Origin of the sequence: Acidovorax sp. 56 (genome assembly GCF_002749705.1) — a bacterium.
Taxonomy (GTDB): Bacteria; Pseudomonadota; Gammaproteobacteria; order Burkholderiales; family Burkholderiaceae_C; genus Acidovorax.
The window spans coordinates 3,377,572-3,395,359 of record NZ_PEEV01000001.1 but is presented as its reverse complement, the minus strand read 5'-3'; the positions used below and the strand labels follow the sequence as shown (position 1 = coordinate 3,395,359).

Sequence of the window (17,788 nt, the reverse complement as noted above, 5' to 3'; positions counted from 1 at the left end):
GCAAATGGCGATGCGCTCAGTTTGTCCCCGTTGGCGTGACAGCACAAACACCGGGTGGCGCACAGGGTTTGCCGCGCCGCAAGTGCTTGCCAGCCAACGGAAAAAAGCAGTTGTCCACACAAAACACCGGGCTCTACTACTACGACTATGTATTTATAAAGAAATTAAGAAGAAGACAGAAGAACAACTCCGGGTCCGGGCAAGTCCCTTTCGGTTTCAGCAAAGACAAGGGCGAAAGCGAAACCTGGAGTGAATGCATCCCCTGGTGAACGGGGTGTGGAACTTGCGATGCGGGCTTGCAAGGCGAAAAGAGCAGACGTTCCACGCGCGGCGAAAACGACCAAGCCGCACGACAAGACGGGACAACGATGCCAAGTGGGGTTGTGTTCGCCGCTCCAAAGGCCCTCAGGAGCGTTTGCAGCGCCTGTGGAGGTGCGGGGCATGAGGGGGGTAGCCTTGGCGCGTTGCCTGGCCTGTAGCACCTGCTGTGGGGGCGCTGGCAGATTCGGTGCGAGGCAGGGCCGAATCTGCCGCACACAGACCGCTGCGCGGCCCCTGGGACGTGGCAAACAGGTTTTTAGCCCTGTGGATGGCTTTGTGGGCTGGCGCTCAAGAAGGCGTCCAGTTCAGGCTCAGGCAACGCCCTGCTGAACAAATAGCCCTGGTACAGCTCACACCCCGCCCGTGCCAGCAGGGCGCGCTGCTCGGTGGTTTCCACGCCTTCAGCGATCACTTCCAGCCCCAGGCTGCGCGACAGCCCGATGATGGTGTCCACGATGGCGGCGTCGTTGGGGTCGGTCAGCAGGTCGCGCACAAAGCTCTGGTCGATCTTGAGCTGGTCCAGTGGCATGCGCTTGAGGTAGCTGAGCGACGAGTAGCCCGTGCCAAAGTCGTCCAGCGAAAAGCCCACTCCGTAGGCGCGCAGTGCGGCCATGGTGGCGATGGTGGTTTCCATGTCTTCCACCAGCAGGCTTTCGGTCAGCTCCAGCTTGAGCTGGCCCGAAGGCGCCCCGGTGATGGCCAGCACCCGCGCCACGTCGTCCACAAAACTGGCGTTGCGGAACTGGCTGGAGCTGACGTTCACGGCCATGGTCAGGTCGCGGCGCAGCGGGTCGTCCTGCCAGCTGGCCAGCAGCTTGCACGCGTGGTGCAGCACCCAGCGGCCCAGGGGCAGGATGAGGCCGGTTTCTTCGGCCAGGGCGATGAAGTCCGACGGCGGCACCATGCCGCGCTGCGCATGCTTCCAGCGCAGCAGTGCCTCCACCCCGGCGATTTCGCCGGTCTGGCGCACCTGGGGCTGGTAGTGCAGCAAAAATTCGTCTTGCGCCAGGGCCACGCGCAGGTCGGCCTCCAGGGCGGCGCGCGCCGTCACCACGGCCTGCATCTGCGGGTCAAAAAACCGCAAGGTGTTGCGCCCGGCGGTCTTGGCCTGGTACATGGCCAGGTCGGCCTGCTTGAGCAACTCGCCCACGGTGGTGGAGGCCACGCCGGTGAACGGCGCGATGCCAATGCTGGGCGTGCTGCGGTACTGGTAGCCCTGCAATGGGTAGGGCATGGACAGCATGGCCAGGATTTTTTCGCCCACGCCGCGTGCCTGCAGCACCAGGTCGTCGCCCGCGGGGTTCAGCTCTTCCAGCATCACCACAAACTCGTCGCCCCCCAGCCGCGCCACGGTGTCCACGCTGCGCACGCACAGGCTCAGCCGCTTGGCCACTTGCTGCAGCAGCAGGTCGCCCTGGTCGTGGCCCAGGGTGTCGTTGAGCTGCTTGAAGTTGTCCAGGTCGATGAACAGCAGCGCCCCGCCCTGCTGGTGGCGCCGGGCCGCCACCAGGGCCTGGTGCATGCGGTCCATCAGCAGCATGCGGTTGGGCAGGTTGGTGAGTGGGTCGTAGAAGGCCAGCCGCTGGATCTCGCGCTCGGTGGCCTTGCGCAGGGTGATGTCGGTGTTGATGGCCAGGATGGACTGCGGCCGCCCGTCTTCGCCGCGCACCAGCGTCCAGCGGCCTTCCACGTCGATGGTGCGGCCATCGCGGTGCTGCTGCACCAGCTCGCCCGTCCATTCGCCATGCTCTATCGTGGCCTCGGTGGCCCGGAAAAACGGTGTGGGGTCTTCGTACAGCAGTGTTTGCACCGACTGACCCAGCACCTGCAGCTGGCTCCAGCCGTACATGCGCTCGGCGCTTTTGTTCCAGTAAATGATGCGGTGGTCCAGGTCGCGCACCAGAATGGCGTCTTGCGCCTTGTCGAGCAGCGAGGCCTGGTGGCGGATGCGGGCATCGGCCGTCTGGCGCTCGATCTCGGCCGAGGCACGCGCCGCAAAAATCTGCAGGGTGGAGGTGACAAAGTCCGGGTCGGCCAGGGGCTGCCTGAACAGCACAAAAATGGCGCCGATCACCTCCCCGTCTGCACTGCACAGCTGCTGGCCTGCATAGGCACGGGCGTTGATTTTGCTGCCCAGCGGCGAGCGCGGGTACTGCTGCAGCACCTGGTCGGCCACCACGTACTGGCGCTGCGTGAGCAGGTGCACGGTGGGGGTGTCGTCCATGGGCAGGTCAAAAGGCAGCTGCACCTGCCCATCGATCACGGTGGCCATGTTCACGGCCCTGGGCAGTTGCCCATCGCTTTGCTGCACCAGCCGGATCAGGCAACCCACCTGCGCACCCAGGGCCTCGGCCATGCTGCGCGCCAGTTGCACAAAAAATTCGGTGCCCGTGGTGGCCGATACGGCTGCGGCCACCTTGATGACCGAGTCCAGCATGCGCTGCTGCGCTTGGTGCGCGCGCAGGCTGTTGATGCCGAAGGCCAGGTCGTTGGCCAGCTCTTGCAGCAGCGCGACCTCTTGGGCGCTGATGTGCAGGATGTCGGGCGCGTACAGGTACAGCAGGCCAAAGGCGCGGCCCCGCTCGCGCAACGGCAGGCAAATGATGCCGTGAAAGCCGTTGTCCAGCATGCGCTGGGTCCAGTCGCCAAAGTCGTCGCTGTTGCGGATGTCGTGCACGATCACCGGCTCGCCGGTGCGCACGGCCCGCCCTGCAGGGCCCTGCCCGTTGGGGCTGTTGGTGTCCCAGCTCAGGTGCAGCTTGTCCAGGTAGCCTTGGCTGTGGCCCGCGTGGGCCACCTGGGCAATGGTCTTGTGCGCGTCGTCCTGTGCCAGGCCCACCCAGCCCATGCGGTAGCCGCCAATGTCCACCGCAATCTGGCAAATGGCCTGCAGCAGGGCCGATTCAGAGGTGGCGCGCACCAGGGTTTCGTTGCAGGCGCTCAGCAGCTTTTGGGCGCGCGCCATGCGGGCAATCTCGCGCTCGGCCTGCAGCCGCTCGGTGATGTCCACGGCCAGCACCTGGCGCGCCGCCAGGCCATTGAAGCTGATGCTGCCTGCCGTGATCTCGACATCGAACAGGCTACCGTCCTTGCGCACCTGGCAGCAGACTGAGGGCACATGCCGCCGCTCGGGGCTGATCGATTGCACCGCTGCGCGCACAGCTTCACGCTCGGTGGGGGGCCACAGGTCTAGCAGGTGCATCTGCAGCATCTCGGCCTCGGTGTAGCCGTACTGCGAGAGCATGGCTTGGTTCACGGCCAGCAGGCGCATGCTGGCGCGCTCGTACACCCACATGGGGTGCGGGTGTTCATTGAACATGAGCCGGTACTGCTGGGCCGAGGCCTGCAACTGGCTGGCCACATGCCGCAGCTGCACGGTGGTGCCCAGGGATTCGGTCAGTATCTCCAGCCGGTCCACATCGCTGCGCGAAAAGGCATCGGGCTGGTCGGAGGTGACCTTCAAGGAGCCCACGATGCTGTTGCCCGCCCGCAAAGGCGCCGCCATCACCGAACGCACGCCAAAGCGGTGGGGCATGGAGTCCATGTCCCAGCCCGCGGCCAGGGTGTCGTTGCACCACACGGTGCGGCCCTGGTGCAGCGCAGGCCACAAGATGCTGTCATGCACCGACAGCAGGTTGCCCTCGGGCCGCACCATGTCGCCCACCGAGGCTTTGGCCACCAGCTGTTCGGCCTCCAGCAGCTCAATCAGGGCGCCACGCGCGCCGGTTTGCTGTTGCACCGTGTGGGCCACCAGCTTCAGGGCCTCGGGCAGCGCCATGTCCAGCGACGAAATCTGCTGCTGCACCTGCAGCAGATCGGCATGGTGGCGGGCGTTGCGCTGGGCCTGTATCTCGGCCTGGTGCTGTGCAGACTCATCCTGAAAAGCGCCCTGGATGCGCTGGATCTCTCCCTGGGCATTGCGCACGGCCTGCCCTGCTGTGCGCACCCACATCAGCTGGCCTTGGGGGCTCACCATCTCGGCCACAGCGTTGATGGGCGTGCCCGCATGCATGCACGCTTGCCATGCGGTCTGCATGCGTTCGCGGTGGGGTGGTGTGTAGGCTGCCAGCACCTGCGCCAGCGTGGGGGCAGACTGCGCAAAGCCAAAGGCCGCCGCCATCTCGGGCGATAGGGTCAGCTGTTGGCTGGGCAGCTCCACAATCCAGCCGCCCAGGCGCGCCACGCGGCCTGCGGCCTCCAGGGCTTGGCTTTGCAGGCGCAGGGTGGCGTGCATCTGGTCGCGCTCTTGCAGCATCTGGCCCAGCAGGTGCTTTTGCCGGCGCAACTCCAGCTGGTCCATGGCCTGGCGCGCCAGCATCTGCAGCGCTTGCAGGGCCTCGGCGCTCAGGCTTCGGCTGCGGGTGTCCATCACCGCCAGCGTGCCAATGGCCTGGCCTTCGGCCGTCACCAGCGGAATGCACGCATAAAACCGGATATGGGGCTCGCCCACCACCAGCGGATTGGTGGCAAACAGCGGGTGCTGGGTCGCGTCTTCCACCACGGTGGGCACCTCGGGGGTGCGCAGTGCGTGGTCGCAAAAAGCGATGGAGCGCGGTGTCTCGCGCAGGGGCACCCCCACCGAGGCCTTGAACCACTGCCGCTCGGCATCCAGAAAGTTGACCACTGCCATGGGTGCATCGCACAAGCGCGTGGCCAGGGTGGCCAGTTGGTCGAAGGACGCCTCTTGCGGGGTGTCCAAAATGGCATAGGCCTGCAGGGCCTGCAGCCGGGCGGACTCTGCTGGCGACAGCACCGGCCCAGCCATGCTCACACGGCCCCCCTTGGCGGGAGGCTGCAGTGCATGGGCAGGGGGCTGTCAGGCAAAGTCACCGGCATGGAACGGGTGGTGAAGGTGTGTAAGGTGGGCTGCGGCCAATGCTACACCGTGACGCTGTGGTGACAGCGCGCCCCCGCCATGCCAATTGGGCTGGGGTTTATGCCTTGCGCAGCGCCCGGCGCGCACGCACCGCTGCCGCCAAGCCCTGCAGCACCGGCACCGTCTGCGCCATGCTGATGCAGGCGTCGGTCACCGACACGCCTTTTTGCAGCGCTTGCTCGGGCACGATGTCTTGGCGGCCTTCTTGCAGGTGGCTTTCGATCATCAGCCCGGTGATGCGGGCGTCGCCAGCAGCAATCTGCTGGGCCACCTCGCCCGCCACCGTGATCTGGCGCTGGTGCTGCTTGCTGCTGTTGGCATGGCTCACGTCGATCATCACCTGCTCGCGCAGGCCTGCGGCCTTGAGCACGGCGCAGGTGGCATCCACATCGGCCGCGCTGTAGTTGGGCTGCTTGCCGCCGCGCAGAATCACGTGGCAGTCCTGGTTGCCACGCGTTTCAAAAATCGCGGCCTGGCCCATCTTGGTCATGCCCATGAAGGCGTGCGCCGCCTGTGCGGCCTGGATGGCGTCGCTGGCCACTTTGACGCCACCATCGGTGCCGTTCTTGAACCCCACGGGGCACGACAGCCCGCTGGCCAGTTGGCGGTGGCTCTGGCTCTCGGTGGTGCGCGCACCAATGGCGCCCCAGCTCACCAGGTCGCTGATGAACTGCGGCGAGAGCAGGTCCAAAAATTCGGTGCCCACGGGCAGCCCGGTGGCCAGCACGTCCAGCAGCAGCTTGCGCGCCAGCTCCAGGCCTTCGTTGATGGCAAAGCTGCCGTCCAGGTGCGGGTCGTTGATGTAGCCCTTCCAGCCGACGGTGGTGCGGGGCTTTTCAAAGTACACGCGCATCACGACCAGCAGGTCGTCCTTGAGTGCATCGGCCTGGACTTTCAGGGCCTGGGCGTATTCCATGGCCTGGGCGTGGTCGTGGATGGAGCAGGGGCCCACCACCACCACCAGCCGGTCGTCCTGCCCGTGCAGCACACGCGAGATGGCGGCGCGGCTGGATTCAACCAGCATCAGGGCCGCATCGGGCGTGGGCAGCCACTCTTGCAGCAGGGCGGGCGTGATGAGGGGGCGCACGGCCTTGATGCGCGTGTCATCAATACGCGTGGTGTCGTGGGTGGAGATGGGGTTTGCGGAGTGGTGTGCGTGGGTCATGGTGGCCCCGATTGTCGCAGCGGCGGCCATCTGCAGCCTTTCAGCCGGCGCGCGAGTCGCGCAGCGTCATGCGTGGGGCGGCTGCGCCAGGGAGATCCTGACGTTGAGCGGGCCCGGTCGTTGCAAGGCCTGTGTGCCAGATACCAGGCGGCCTAGTAGCACCAGGCCTTCCGACGCCACACCGTCCCGGTAAAAAATGGCGAGATTGCCCCATGGCGCGTAGAAGCTGATATCGCCCGCTACCGGTGTCCACACCTGCGCTCCCTTGGCCGTGGTCAGCGCTCGCGGCAAGTCTGCAATCTTCTCTGTGGCGTCGTAGTCCAGCAGCCGCAGCGATATCGGCAGCAGCGTCGCAAAATCTCGCGCCGTGACGTTGTCCTGCAGCTCCCCCAGCGCGATCACCCTGCTGTCCACGCGGAACTCAATTTTCATGAACTGCATCTCCTCTCGAGGTACTGAGTGCGTTGGCATGTTTGGAGGTACAAGAGCCCGCCTACTGCCGCGAGAACGTGACGCGCACACCCTGCGTTCCCAGCGCTTGCGTGAGGGCAGCGGGATTGTCCACCTGGCCCAGGCGGGTGTAGGAATAGGATGCGTCGAACGTAGCGTAGAAGATCACCACGGTCCGGGTGCCGTACAAAAGAAGGTCGCCGCTGCGGATGGTGCCCGGCCGTGCGGCGCTGGTGGGCAGCGGTTCGCGCAGATCGGCGTGTTTTTCATTGCCGTTGAGCTCGGCCATCTCCAGCGACAGCGGCATGGCCGCTGCAAACGCCCGTGCCGCTGCCGTATCCGCCAGCGTGATGCCAAAGCGGCGCTGGCCGATGGTCATCCACGCGCGGCTGGGTGGCTGGGTTTGGGCCGCCGGGCTGGTCGCTGGCTGAGCGTGGGCTGTGCTCGAGAACGCGATCGCGGCCATGGCCCAAAGACCCATCCCCGCCAGTGCAGTACGGCGAATGCGTGCGTGGATGTGCCAGGCAACGGGCGTGAAGATTGGGAAAGCTGTGAAACAGGTCATGTCGTGTGTCCTATCGCAGTGGTGCGGTTAGCGCGCGCCGTCAGGCATACCAGAAATCCGCTGAGCAGCAGCAACCCGGCACTCAATGCAAACACGCTGGGGTACCCGTTCGTATCGAAGAGTACGCCACCAACAGTGGCACCTAGCGCAATCGACACCTGCACCACCGCCACCATCAGGCCGCCGCCGGCTTCAGCGTCGTGCGGCAGGCTGCGGGCGATCCAACTCCACCAGCCTACCGGGGCGGCTGTGGCCACCAGGCCCCATAACGCTAGCAGCGCGGTGGTGGTTGTCACCGACGAGCCAGCTGCCATCAACGCCAGTGCAATCGCTGCCATTACGGTCGGAATGATCGCAAGCGTTCCGTAAAAGCGCTTCCTCAAAAACCATCCGATCGCCACCGTACCAGCCAGACCCGATACCCCGATGACCAGCAGCACCAGCGACAGCGTGGTGGCGTCAACCTGCGTCACTGTCTCCAGAAAGGGCCGCAGATACGTGAACAGTGCAAATTGCCCCATGAAGAACACCCCCGCCGCCAGCATGCCCAGCAGCACACGCTTGCGCTGGAGCAGCGCCCACACCGAAGCACTGGAGCCCGCCTCACGCTGTCGGATCTCCATGTCCGGTAGGCTGAACCACAGCCACACATAAGCGATGACTGCGATGGGAACCAGGCTGAAGAACGCTCCGCGCCAGCCGACGACGGATGCCAGGTAGCTGCCCAGCGGCGCAGCAATCACGGTGGCCAGCGCGTTGCCGCCGTTGAAGATAGCCAGGGCGCGCGGCACGTGAGCCGGGGCTACCAGTTGTATCGCGGTTGCGGCCGACATTGACCAGAAGCCGCCGACCACCACGCCAATCAGTGCGCGCCCGGACATGTAAGTGGCATAGGTGTCTGCGAGGGCTACGACGAAGCCCGATACGCACATCAAAGCGGTCAGCGCCAGCAGCAGTGTCTTGCGGTGCACGTGGGCGGCCACGGTCGCAATGCCAAGGCTGGTGACCACTGCGAAGGCTCCTGAGATGGCCATGCCACGGCCTGCGACACCCTCGGTGATTTTCAAGTCAAATGCCAGCGGGGTGAGCAAGCTCACCGGCATGAACTCGGACGCGATCAGTGCGAACACGCACAACGACATCGCAAAGACGCCTCCCCAATGCTCTTGCCGCGCCTCTGGCTCAACCTGCAATGGGGCGTCGCACGCGCCTTGATCGGGGGCTGCTTGCAGGGCTTTCCGCTCTGTCATCCGGCGCTCGCAGCCACCAGGTGCTTGCCGAAGAACGCCGTGAGCTTGTCCCACGGGATCAGCGTCACCCGGTCATACAGGTCCACGTGGCCGGCGCCGGTCACCCAGTGCAGCTCCTTGGGTTCTGCCGCCTTCTGGTAGGCGTCTTCGCTGAACTCTCGCGAATGCGCTTCGGTGCCGGAGACAAACAACAGGGGGCGGGGCGAGATCGTCTCGATGTCGTTGAATGGGTAGAAGTTCATGAACTTGACATTGCTCGTGAGCGTGGGCTGCGTCGTCGTGCGAGGTGAAGCGCCCGGCGGCGTGAACTCGCCGCGCGGCGTGCGATAGAAATCAAAGAACTCACGCTGGATGGGGTGGGTGTCGGCTGTGAGCTCCAGCACTGTTCCGCCGGTGGTTTGCACTGGCGCGCCGTTGAACTCTGCCTGGCGCTGCTGCGCAGCGGTAGCGATGATCTGCTTGCGCTGCTCCAGCGTTTGCGAGCGGCGCAGCGCGTGGCGGTTGGCCGCGCCCATGTCGTACATGCTCACCGTCGCGATAGCTCTCATGCGCGGGTCGATCTTGGCGGCGCTGATCACAAAGCTGCCGCTGCCGCACACGCCGATGGCTCCGATCCGCTGCGGGTCAACGACGGCCTGGCTGCTGAGAAAGTCCACCGCAGCGCTGAAGCTTTCGGCATACAGGTCGGGCGACACGGCGTTGCGCGGCTGGCCCTCGCTGCTGCCCCAAAAAGGCAGGTCCAGCGACAAGGTCACGTAGCCCTGCTCTGCCATCTTGGTGGCGTACAGGTTGGCGCTTTGCTCTTTGACCGCCCCCATGGGGTGGCCCACTACCAGGGCGGCATGCTTGCGGCCACGGTCGAGGTTGTGGGGGACAAACAGGTTGCCCGCCACTGCCATCTGGTACTGGCTTTTAAAGCGCACCGGGCGCATCGTGACGCTCCGGCTGATGTAGAAGTTGTCGGCGCCGCTGGGCAAGTTTGCCGCAGCTTTCGTACCGGTGGCTGTCTGGGCCGATGCGCTGGCCGTGGCCAGCGTGCCGGAAGTAGCCGCTAGTGTCATACCTGCGCTTGCAGTTTTGAGGAATTCACGGCGATTGCCCGCACTGGCTTTGGGCTCTCTGAGAGCACCGGTGGCGTGGTCGATAAGCGTGTTCATGGGTCTATCTCCTGGGGTTGTACAAGGCGGCGAAATACCGCCGTGGACTCGTCGGGCGACGTTTGGGTCACCATGGGAGAATTTTGCGCATCTGGCCGGAAGTTGACTAGATAATGAATGCTTAATGCGCTTATTAGCCAATTAATGAATGGTGAAAAAACGAGGCGCAGCTAGTACATGCCAAGACGCAATTTCAACGATTTGCTGGCCTTCGTCACGGTGGCCCGTGATGGCAGTTTCACCAAGGCTGCGGGCACCCTGGGTGTCACGCAGTCCGCACTGAGTCAGGCCATCCGCGGGTTGGAAGAAAGCCTGCAGATTCGCTTGCTGACGCGCACCACGCGCAGCGTGGCGCCCACCATCGCTGGCGAGCGCCTGATGAAGGCCATCGGCCATCGCTTTGACGAGATCGAGTCCGAGCTGGCTGCATTGACCGAGCTGCGCGACAAACCAGCGGGCACGGTACGTATCACCTGCGGTGACAACGTAATGCATACGGTGCTGCTCCCCAAGCTCATGCCGCTTCTGAGCGAGTACCCGGACATCAAGTTGGAGTTCGATATGAACTATGGCTTTCGCAACATCGTGGCAGACCGTTTTGACGCAGGCGTGCGTATGGGCAACACCATCGACAACGACATGATCGCGGTCCCCATTGGCCCGCCGCTGCAGATGGCCGTGGTGGGCTCACCTGAGTATTTCCAGCGCCATCCCATCCCCAGGGTGCCAGGCGACCTGACCGCGCACCAGTGCATCAACCAGCGCATGCCAACGTCGGGCGGACTGTATGTGTGGGACTTCGAAAAACGCGGTCGCAAGGTGAACGTTCGCGTGGATGGTCCACTGATCTTCAACACAGCACCGCCGCAGATTGATGCAGCGCTGGCGGGGCTTGGCCTTTCGCTCCTACCGGAGGACGAGCTGATGCAGCATATCCATGCGGGCCGGCTGGTGCGCGTACTGCAGGACTGGTGCCCAAAGTTCGCTGGCTACCATCTGTACTATCCCAGCAAGCGCCAGCTGTCACCTGCCTTTCAGTTGGTGGTGAAGGCGCTGCGCTTCAATAGCGCACGGCGGCAGTAGCCGCAACGGGTGCGCCGACAAACGAGTTCCACCGCGCCTGAATTAGGGCCTGCGGAATGACGCGTTTTGTCGCGCCCAGTATTTGGATTCGAGGTGGTCCATGCGCACTTCGCCGCCGGTAGAGGGCGCATGTACAAAGCGCCCCTCCCCCACATAGATCCCGGCGTGCGAGGGGCTGCGGCCCCGGCCAAACACCACCAAGTCACCGGTGCGCAGCTCGCTGCCGTCAATCACCTGGCCCCAGCCGCTGAGCTGGGCCACCGTGCGTGGTGGGGCGGTGCCCACCTGGTTGCGGTACACGTAGCCAATGAGCCCGCTGCAGTCAAACCCCGATTCGGGGGTGTTGCCGCCGTAGCGGTAAGGCGTGCCCACCAGCCCCAGGGCGTGGATGGCAATGCCGTGGGCCTGCTCGTCTGACAGCGTGGTGCCCACAGACCGCTGCGTGGGCCAGGGGGCTGCATCTGCCGAGCCGGAGGACGGTGGGCGCACGGTGCCGCAGCCCACCAGCAAAACGGCGGCCGAGGCCAGCCACACAGCACAGAAAGATCGATGGAAAGATCGCATGGCCCGAAGGTTAACGGATGCTTGCCCGCATGGGGGCCAGGCGTTGGCTGGGGCAAGGTTATTTATCGTAAAAAGTGCCTGTAAGGCGCATCCAGAAAGCGCTAAAAGCTATGTTATTCATAGTAACCGATGCGGGGCAAAACACCGGCTTGTGACCGGTGTCTTGCATGCGTTGCCCAGTGCCCAGAACGGGCTTTGGGCCGTCACCGCGCCTCAGGCGCTTTGCGCCACCTGGGGCTGGGCCTGGGGGCGCCGCTGGGCCAGCCGGTTGGCCACGCTCACAATCGCCTGCACCGAGGCGGTGACGATGTTGTGGCTGGTGCCCGCACCGAAGGTGGAGCCTGTCACGCCGTCCATCGCGGCTTCCACAATGGCCAGCGCCTGGGCGTGGGCGCCGGTGCCGGTGGCGCGTTCTTCGTAGTGGTCTACGCGCAGGGGCAGGCCCAGTGCGTCCACTGTGGCGGCAATGGGTCCATTGCCCTGGCCGCGCAGCGTCTGGCGCACGCCTTCGATGGAGACATCCAGCTCAATGCCCTGCCCGTCTTCGTCCAGCCGGTGGCTGTGGCACACCACGGCCGGCTCGGTCGGTGCGCGCAGGTAGGTGGCCTGGAACAGCTCCCACAGCTGGGCGGCGCCCATTTCTGTTTCGCTGGTGTCGGTGTGGCGTTGCACCACGGCGCTGAACTCCACCTGCATGCGCCGGGGCATCACCACGCCGTGCTCGCGCTCCAGCAAGAAGGCAATGCCGCCCTTGCCCGACTGGCTGTTCACGCGGATCACGCTGTCGTAGGTGCGGCCCAGGTCCGCCGGGTCGATGGGCAGGTATGGCACCTCCCACAAAGCATTCGGGTCTTGCGCGGCAAAGCCCTTCTTGATTGCATCCTGGTGCGATCCCGAGAACGCGGTGAACACCAGGTCGCCCGCATACGGGTGGCGCGGGTGCACGGGCAGCGAGGTGCATTCCTCGGCCACGCGCGCCACGGCGGTGATGTCGGAGAAATCGAGGTGCGGGTGTACGCCCTGGGTGTACAGGTTGAGCGCCAGCGTCACGATGTCCACATTGCCGCAGCGCTCGCCATTGCCAAAGAGGCAGCCTTCCACGCGGTCTGCCCCGGCCATCATGGCAAGTTCTGCCGCAGCCACGCCCGTGCCACGGTCGTTGTGCGGGTGCACCGACAGCACGATGTGCTCACGCGGCACCAGGTGCCGGTGCATCCACTCGATCTGGTCGGCAAACACGTTGGGCGTGGCGTTTTCTACCGTGGTGGGCAGGTTGATGATGATGGGGCGGCCCGGGCCCGCGTTCCAGGCGGCAATGGCAGTTTGGCAGGCCTTGAGCGAGACATTGAGTTCGGTGGCGCTGAAGGTTTCGGGCGAGTACTGCAAGGTCCACTGTGTGCCCGGCTGCGCATCGGTGAGCTGCTTGAGGTAGCCCACATGGTGCGCGATGAGCTGCATCACCTGCGTCACGTTCATGCCAAACACAATGCGCCGCCACGCAGGCGCTGTGGCGTTGTACAGGTGCACGATGGCGCGGGGCGCACCCTTCACCGCCTCTACGGTGCGCGCGATCAGGTCTTCGCGCGATTGGGTCATGACCATGATGGTCACGTCGTCGGGGATCAGGTTTTCGTCGATGAGGCGGCGCACAAAGTCAAAGTCGGTTTGCGACGCGGCCGGAAAGCCGACCTCGATCTCCTTGAAGCCGATGCGCACCAGCTCGTGAAAGAGCTTCATCTTGCGCTCGCCGTTCATGGGCTCGAACAGTGCCTGGTTGCCGTCGCGCAGATCGGTCGAGAGCCAGATGGGCGCGCGGGCAATGGTGCGGCTGGGCCATTGGCGGTCGGGCAAATTGATGGGGGCGATGCCTTGGTACTTGGTAGCGGGTTTGGCGATCATCATGAAAGGCTCCACAAACGGTGGGTGCCAGGGCCGCGCAAGGTGAAGTGTGTGCGCAGTACCCCGGCACGGGGTCATCAAAGTTCAACGAACGGACGACATCCCCTACAGCCCTTTGCGTGTGCAAAGGCTGGTTTGTGGGCCGGGGTCAGGGGGAAGTCAGGTGTTGCGCGAAGTGGCAACAAAAGAGGCGAACGCAGGCAGACCCCGGCCGAGCACTAGTAGGCTTAGCGATAGGGTGGACAGGGGCAGGCTGCGTTGCATAAGAGCCAAAATGTTAGCACAGGCCCCAAACCACCTGTTTAGCCTGCCCTCCCCCGTGCCTGGGGATCAGGTGCGGTCTGGGCGTGGCGGGGCTAGCGCTTGCCCTGCCCTGCGGTACAGCGGCCACCAGCACAGCACGTAGGCGGCGACGAAGGCTGCGGTGGCGCCCAGCAGGGGGCGCGCGGGCTCGGCCCACACAAAGCGCCAGGCCCAATACAGCTCAGAAAGCCCCAGCAGCGTGAAGCTGGCCAGCCCTGCCCAGGCCCCTTCGGCCCGCCACGCGCCCACCGACACAAAGGCATGCCCCACCAGCGCACACGCGCCGCCCAACAGGTGCAGCAGCAACGCCAGCACGGGGCGCTGCTGCGCAAAGCCGACCAGGCCGCCCCGCGTGGCCGTTTGGGACGATGGGGTCAGGACCAGGCTGCCTGCCAGCAGCGCCACCCAGCCCCCTTGCCTGCGTGCGCGCTGCATCCACGGCATGCCGGGCGTGCGCTGCAAGGCCTGCCATTGCCCGGCCAATTGCTCTGCCAGCCTTTGGGCGATGGCGCCTTGCTCCTGGCTGTCGCTGATGGTCCGAACGGCCAGGGCCTGGGCGGCTTGCAGCACCTGGGGCTGCAAGCGTGCGGGCACATGCTGCAGCGCGCTGGCACTGGCGTGCATGGCCACGGCACACACCGCCACGGTGCGCCATGGCGTGGGCACATCGGCCAGCCGCCACCCCGCCTCGCGCACATGGTCGGCGCAGGCCTCTTCGCTCAGCATGGGGGCCGGGATCTGTTCCAGGGTCTTCACGCCCTGGCGCAGCGCAGCGGCATAGCGTGCGGGCGTCATCAGCCGCTTGGGCACAAAGCACACGGCGCTCTCGTCGGCCTGCAGGGCGGCATCCACCATGGCGTGGGTGATGCGCGCACGGGGCACGTCGGCCAGCGTGCGGGGGTGGCTTTGCAACTGCTGCACCAGCGTGGCCTCGTCCGCTGCCTGCATGTGCTCGCGCGCCAAGGGGGCCAGCCAGGTGGTGTCTTCGTGCGCGTCCCACTCGGCGGTGTAGGGCGATTGCAGCGAAAGCACGGTCGAGGCCTCCAGCGCCGCCTGCCGGGTGTGTCCCAGTGCCCGGTAGGCGCTGGCCAGCACGTAGTGCGCGTGCTGTGGGTAGCGTGTGTGTGGCAGACCCTGCAGCGCGTCTTCCAGCGCCTGCGCAGGTTGCTGATTCCACAGGTGGGCCCAGGCCCGCTGCACGTGCCAGTGGCTGCCATGGCGGGGCTCGCCCTGCTGGCGGGAACGGGCCAGGTCGTTGTCGATCAGCCGGGTGGTTACGTCCACGGCCAGGCGCTGGGGGACGTGGTGGAACACATCGTGCCGGTCCTCCAGCGCAGCCACGCACACCTCGGTGCTGCGCAGGGGCTCTGGGATGTCTTGCAGCGTGAGGCCGTTGGCGCGGGCCGATGCCAGGCACAGCGCGGGCGTGAGCAGTGCCAGGGGCACATGGGTGATCAGGCGGCCGTAGTCGTGTTGCACGGCGCGCTGCGCCAGTGCGGGGGTGACTTTGTCAGCAGCGATGTAGCTGATGTTGTAGATATCGGCCTGCAGCGCGGCGTGCTCCAGCGCATCGGTGCGCAGCCAGTGCGGCACATCGCGCAGCGGGGCGCCGCATTGCACGGCATGCAGGGCCAGGGCCGGGGTCAGCAGGCAGCCCCACAGGTCGTACAGGCTGTTGTGGTCCCACCGGTTGGGGGTGAGGGAGGGGACCTGGCTGCAGCGCTCGTCGTGCCAGTCCCAGTCGGGGTCTCCGGCATACCGCTCGCGTGCCAGCAGCAGCGCGTCCCGCGTCATGCAGTGCGGTGGAATCTCGCGGGCCTGGGCCAGGCCCTGGCTTACCAAGGCGTGCAGCCGCTCGGCCGTGTGCCATGCGGGCGGGATATCGCCCAGCACCTTGGGGGCTGCGGCCAATGCCTCGTCGACCAGGGCATCGTCCAGCCAGGCGGCAGGCACGTGGCCGATGGCGCTGGGGTCTTGCTGCACGGCGCGCTGCCAAGCCTCGCGTGTGGTGGGTGGGCTGTTGGCTGGCGGTGTCCCTTCAGCGCTGGGCACAGGGAGGCTGGGTGCAGCCATGGGCCGTAGTGCATCGCGTGCGTGTTGCGCGGCTTGAAGTGCGTCCACACTCGGGGCCGCCATCAGCCACAGCTCCCACCAGGCATCGCCATCGCCCGTGTCGGACCGGGGGTAAAGGCTGAGCCACAGGGTGTTGGACTCCGGTACGCACACCAGCTTGTCCGGCGTGTCTGCCACCAGGGGTTGGCGCAGCGGCAGGCTCCAGGCGGCCATGGGGGTGGCACTGTGCTGCCAGGGGGCTGCATGCTCTGGGTCGGGGTCGGCCGGGCCCCAATGGGCTTGCAAGCGCTCGTGCAGCGCTTGGCGTAGTTGCGCCACGGCGTGGGCCAGCCCTTCGCCCATGAAGGCGTAGGGCCCGTTGTGCTCTTCGCTCAGGTACGCACGGGCTACACGCCGCACGACCACCGTGTGGCGCTGGTCGGCCGCGTGGGGGTCGTTGTCTTCGCCGTCATCCTCTTCCCCATCGGCGTCGGGCGTGGCGGTGGCGCTGTGCTTCGGCAGGCCCTGGGCCAGCTGGTGCAGCCGCTCTTCGGCGTCGGTGGCCAGGGCCTGGGCGTAGCGGGCCACATCGTCAACGCAGGCGATCTGCTCCAGGTGGTCGTTGGCAGACCGATGGAAAAACGGGCGGGGTGGGCTGCAGTGCTGCAAGTTCGGCAAGGGGCCACTGCACCACAGCGTGTGGCCCTGCGTGTCGCGCAGCGACACCTGTCCCGCTTCGTACTTTGCGCGCCATACCACCTGGCCCTCTTTGTCCATCCAGGCTAAGTGGCCGTCGGTGGTCAAGAACGGCACCAGCGGTGTGTCAGGCAGGGTGTTGGGTATCCAGCCGTCACCGTCGGTCAGGGGCTCGAGCAGGCCCAGCGCTGCGGGCACCCAGCGGCCGCTGGTGTGCAGCAGCCCCCAGGCGCTGGTGGCGGGCTCTGGCCGCTGGGCGGGGCTGGCCAGCCGTGCCACGGCGCATTCGGTTTCGGCGCGGAAGTCGCTGGCGTAGCTCAGCGCGGGGCCCTGCAGCAGCTTGCCGTGGGCATCCACAAAGCGGGTGCCGTCATCGCTGTCTGCCACCAGCCCACAGGCCATATGGCGGCTGAGGTGGCGCCCGCCTTTGATCACCACCTTGCCCCGGGTGTTCAGGTAGCCGTGGCCGTTGTTCCAGCTGTCCGGCTCGTCGTAGTAGGCCAGCCCTTCGCTGTTGAAGGCCTCGATGCATGGGTAGCAGGGCTTGAGCACCCACTCCCCTTCCGCATCGATCAATCCCCAGGTTTCTCCGTCCACCGAGGCCGCGGTCACCGCATGGTCGTCAAAGGCACGGGCCTGCGCAAAGCGGGCCGCAATCACCCACTGCCCCTGGTGGTCCACATAGCCGCGCAGGCGCTGGTGGCTGCGCGGGTCCCACTGCTCGGCCAGTGCCAGGCCCACGGCTCCAAAGTTGTCCAGTTGGTGAAAGCGGGCTTCGCACGTGAAGCGGCCTTGGCGGTCGATGATGCGCCAGCCCTGCGGCCCCACCTTTACAGCGGCCAGGCCGTTGCGCAGGGGGCGGGCGTCTTCAAACTGCGGCGCAATCACCTCCTGCGCCAGCAGGTCGATGTAGCCCCAGCGCCCGTCGCGGCAAAAGCGGGCCAGGCCATCGTCAGAAAAGCCGCGCGCGTTGTCGAGCGTGGGCGCAATCAGCCATTGGCCCTGCGCATCGATGTAGCCCCAGCGGCCATCCAGGGCCTGCGCCGCGCTGATGAAACCGCCCTGCCCGTTGTCCTCAAACTCCACCACCTGGCGCAGCGCTGGGGTGGGCGCGATGGCCTGGTCGGCGTGCACGATAAGCAGCGCGTGTGCCTGCCCGTCCGCCCCCAGCGGTACCTTGGCCAGCCATGGCGTTGCCGGTGCAGTGAGTGTCATTGGGTTGTGTTCCTCCGGGCGGCATCGTAGCCACGCCCCCCGGCCCCCGTGGTAACCATTTGCACCCGTAGGCATGAACCCGACAAGCCCAGACTTTTGCCCTGCCCTCAGTGGCTTTATGAATTAGATAAAAAAGTGCCTCTAGCGCTGGCGGCCTCAAATCTGAAGTGCAACACCCCCTTCAGAATTGAG

Annotated in this window: 10 protein-coding genes; 1 reads left to right on the top strand and 9 read right to left on the bottom strand. The window is 65.8% G+C overall.

The window, feature by feature from the left end:
* Nucleotides 1-577: 577 nt before the first annotated feature.
* From CLU88_RS14995 to CLU88_RS14970, 6 genes are all read right to left on the bottom strand, one after another.
* Nucleotides 578-5,086, bottom strand: a complete 4,509-nt coding sequence (locus tag CLU88_RS14995) for an EAL domain-containing protein (protein ID WP_099657273.1) — start codon at nucleotides 5,084-5,086, stop codon at nucleotides 578-580.
* A 169-nt stretch (nucleotides 5,087-5,255) separates the two neighbouring features.
* Complete coding sequence (locus CLU88_RS14990) at nucleotides 5,256-6,362, bottom strand: 3-deoxy-7-phosphoheptulonate synthase (RefSeq protein ID WP_099658912.1); 1,107 nt, start codon at nucleotides 6,360-6,362, stop codon at nucleotides 5,256-5,258.
* Between the two features lie 66 nt (nucleotides 6,363-6,428).
* Nucleotides 6,429-6,794, bottom strand: a complete 366-nt coding sequence (locus tag CLU88_RS14985) for a cyclophilin-like fold protein (RefSeq protein ID WP_143226012.1) — start codon at nucleotides 6,792-6,794, stop codon at nucleotides 6,429-6,431.
* A gap of 61 nt (nucleotides 6,795-6,855) precedes the next feature.
* Entirely contained in the window at nucleotides 6,856-7,377 is a 522-nt protein-coding gene (locus CLU88_RS14980; RefSeq protein ID WP_233205482.1) for a cyclophilin-like fold protein, read from the bottom strand.
* Nucleotides 7,374-8,519 (bottom strand): MFS transporter, encoded by a 1,146-nt coding sequence (locus CLU88_RS14975; protein WP_199173534.1) that lies wholly within the window; start codon nucleotides 8,517-8,519, stop codon nucleotides 7,374-7,376. Before CLU88_RS14975 ends, CLU88_RS14980 begins: the two co-directional genes overlap by 4 nt.
* A 104-nt stretch (nucleotides 8,520-8,623) precedes the next feature.
* Nucleotides 8,624-9,784, bottom strand: a complete 1,161-nt coding sequence (locus CLU88_RS14970; protein WP_233205481.1) for an alpha/beta hydrolase — start codon at nucleotides 9,782-9,784, stop codon at nucleotides 8,624-8,626.
* A 177-nt stretch (nucleotides 9,785-9,961) separates the two neighbouring features.
* Between CLU88_RS14970 and CLU88_RS14965 the strand changes: the two genes are divergently transcribed.
* Nucleotides 9,962-10,867, top strand: coding sequence for a LysR family transcriptional regulator (locus tag CLU88_RS14965; RefSeq protein ID WP_099657270.1), 906 nt, complete (start codon nucleotides 9,962-9,964; stop codon nucleotides 10,865-10,867).
* Nucleotides 10,868-10,909: 42 nt separating this feature from the next.
* Here CLU88_RS14965 and CLU88_RS14960 read toward each other — a convergent pair whose 3' ends face one another.
* From CLU88_RS14960 to CLU88_RS14950, 3 genes are all read right to left on the bottom strand, one after another.
* Nucleotides 10,910-11,431 (bottom strand): C40 family peptidase, encoded by a 522-nt coding sequence (locus CLU88_RS14960; RefSeq protein WP_099657269.1) that lies wholly within the window; start codon nucleotides 11,429-11,431, stop codon nucleotides 10,910-10,912.
* Nucleotides 11,432-11,644: 213 nt separating this feature from the next.
* The gene (leuA, locus tag CLU88_RS14955; protein WP_099658909.1) at nucleotides 11,645-13,330 is read right to left on the bottom strand and encodes a 2-isopropylmalate synthase; all 1,686 of its coding nucleotides are present in this window, start codon (nucleotides 13,328-13,330) and stop codon (nucleotides 11,645-11,647) included.
* 330 nt (nucleotides 13,331-13,660) lie between these two features.
* Nucleotides 13,661-17,596, bottom strand: a complete 3,936-nt coding sequence (locus CLU88_RS14950; protein WP_099657268.1) for a WG repeat-containing protein — start codon at nucleotides 17,594-17,596, stop codon at nucleotides 13,661-13,663.
* Between the last annotated feature and the right edge of the window lie 192 nt (nucleotides 17,597-17,788).

Coding starts and splice junctions, on each gene's coding strand:
- CLU88_RS14995 (WP_099657273.1), bottom strand. CDS start 5,086: ATGGCTGGGCCGGTGCTGTCGCCAGCAGAGTCCGCCCGGCTGCAGGCC.
- CLU88_RS14990 (WP_099658912.1), bottom strand. CDS start 6,362: ATGACCCACGCACACCACTCCGCAAACCCCATCTCCACCCACGACACC.
- CLU88_RS14985 (WP_143226012.1), bottom strand. CDS start 6,794: ATGAAAATTGAGTTCCGCGTGGACAGCAGGGTGATCGCGCTGGGGGAG.
- CLU88_RS14980 (WP_233205482.1), bottom strand. CDS start 7,377: ATGACCTGTTTCACAGCTTTCCCAATCTTCACGCCCGTTGCCTGGCAC.
- CLU88_RS14975 (WP_199173534.1), bottom strand. CDS start 8,519: ATGTCGTTGTGCGTGTTCGCACTGATCGCGTCCGAGTTCATGCCGGTG.
- CLU88_RS14970 (WP_233205481.1), bottom strand. CDS start 9,784: ATGAACACGCTTATCGACCACGCCACCGGTGCTCTCAGAGAGCCCAAA.
- CLU88_RS14965 (WP_099657270.1), top strand. CDS start 9,962: ATGCCAAGACGCAATTTCAACGATTTGCTGGCCTTCGTCACGGTGGCC.
- CLU88_RS14960 (WP_099657269.1), bottom strand. CDS start 11,431: ATGCGATCTTTCCATCGATCTTTCTGTGCTGTGTGGCTGGCCTCGGCC.
- leuA (WP_099658909.1), bottom strand. CDS start 13,330: ATGATCGCCAAACCCGCTACCAAGTACCAAGGCATCGCCCCCATCAAT.
- CLU88_RS14950 (WP_099657268.1), bottom strand. CDS start 17,596: ATGACACTCACTGCACCGGCAACGCCATGGCTGGCCAAGGTACCGCTG.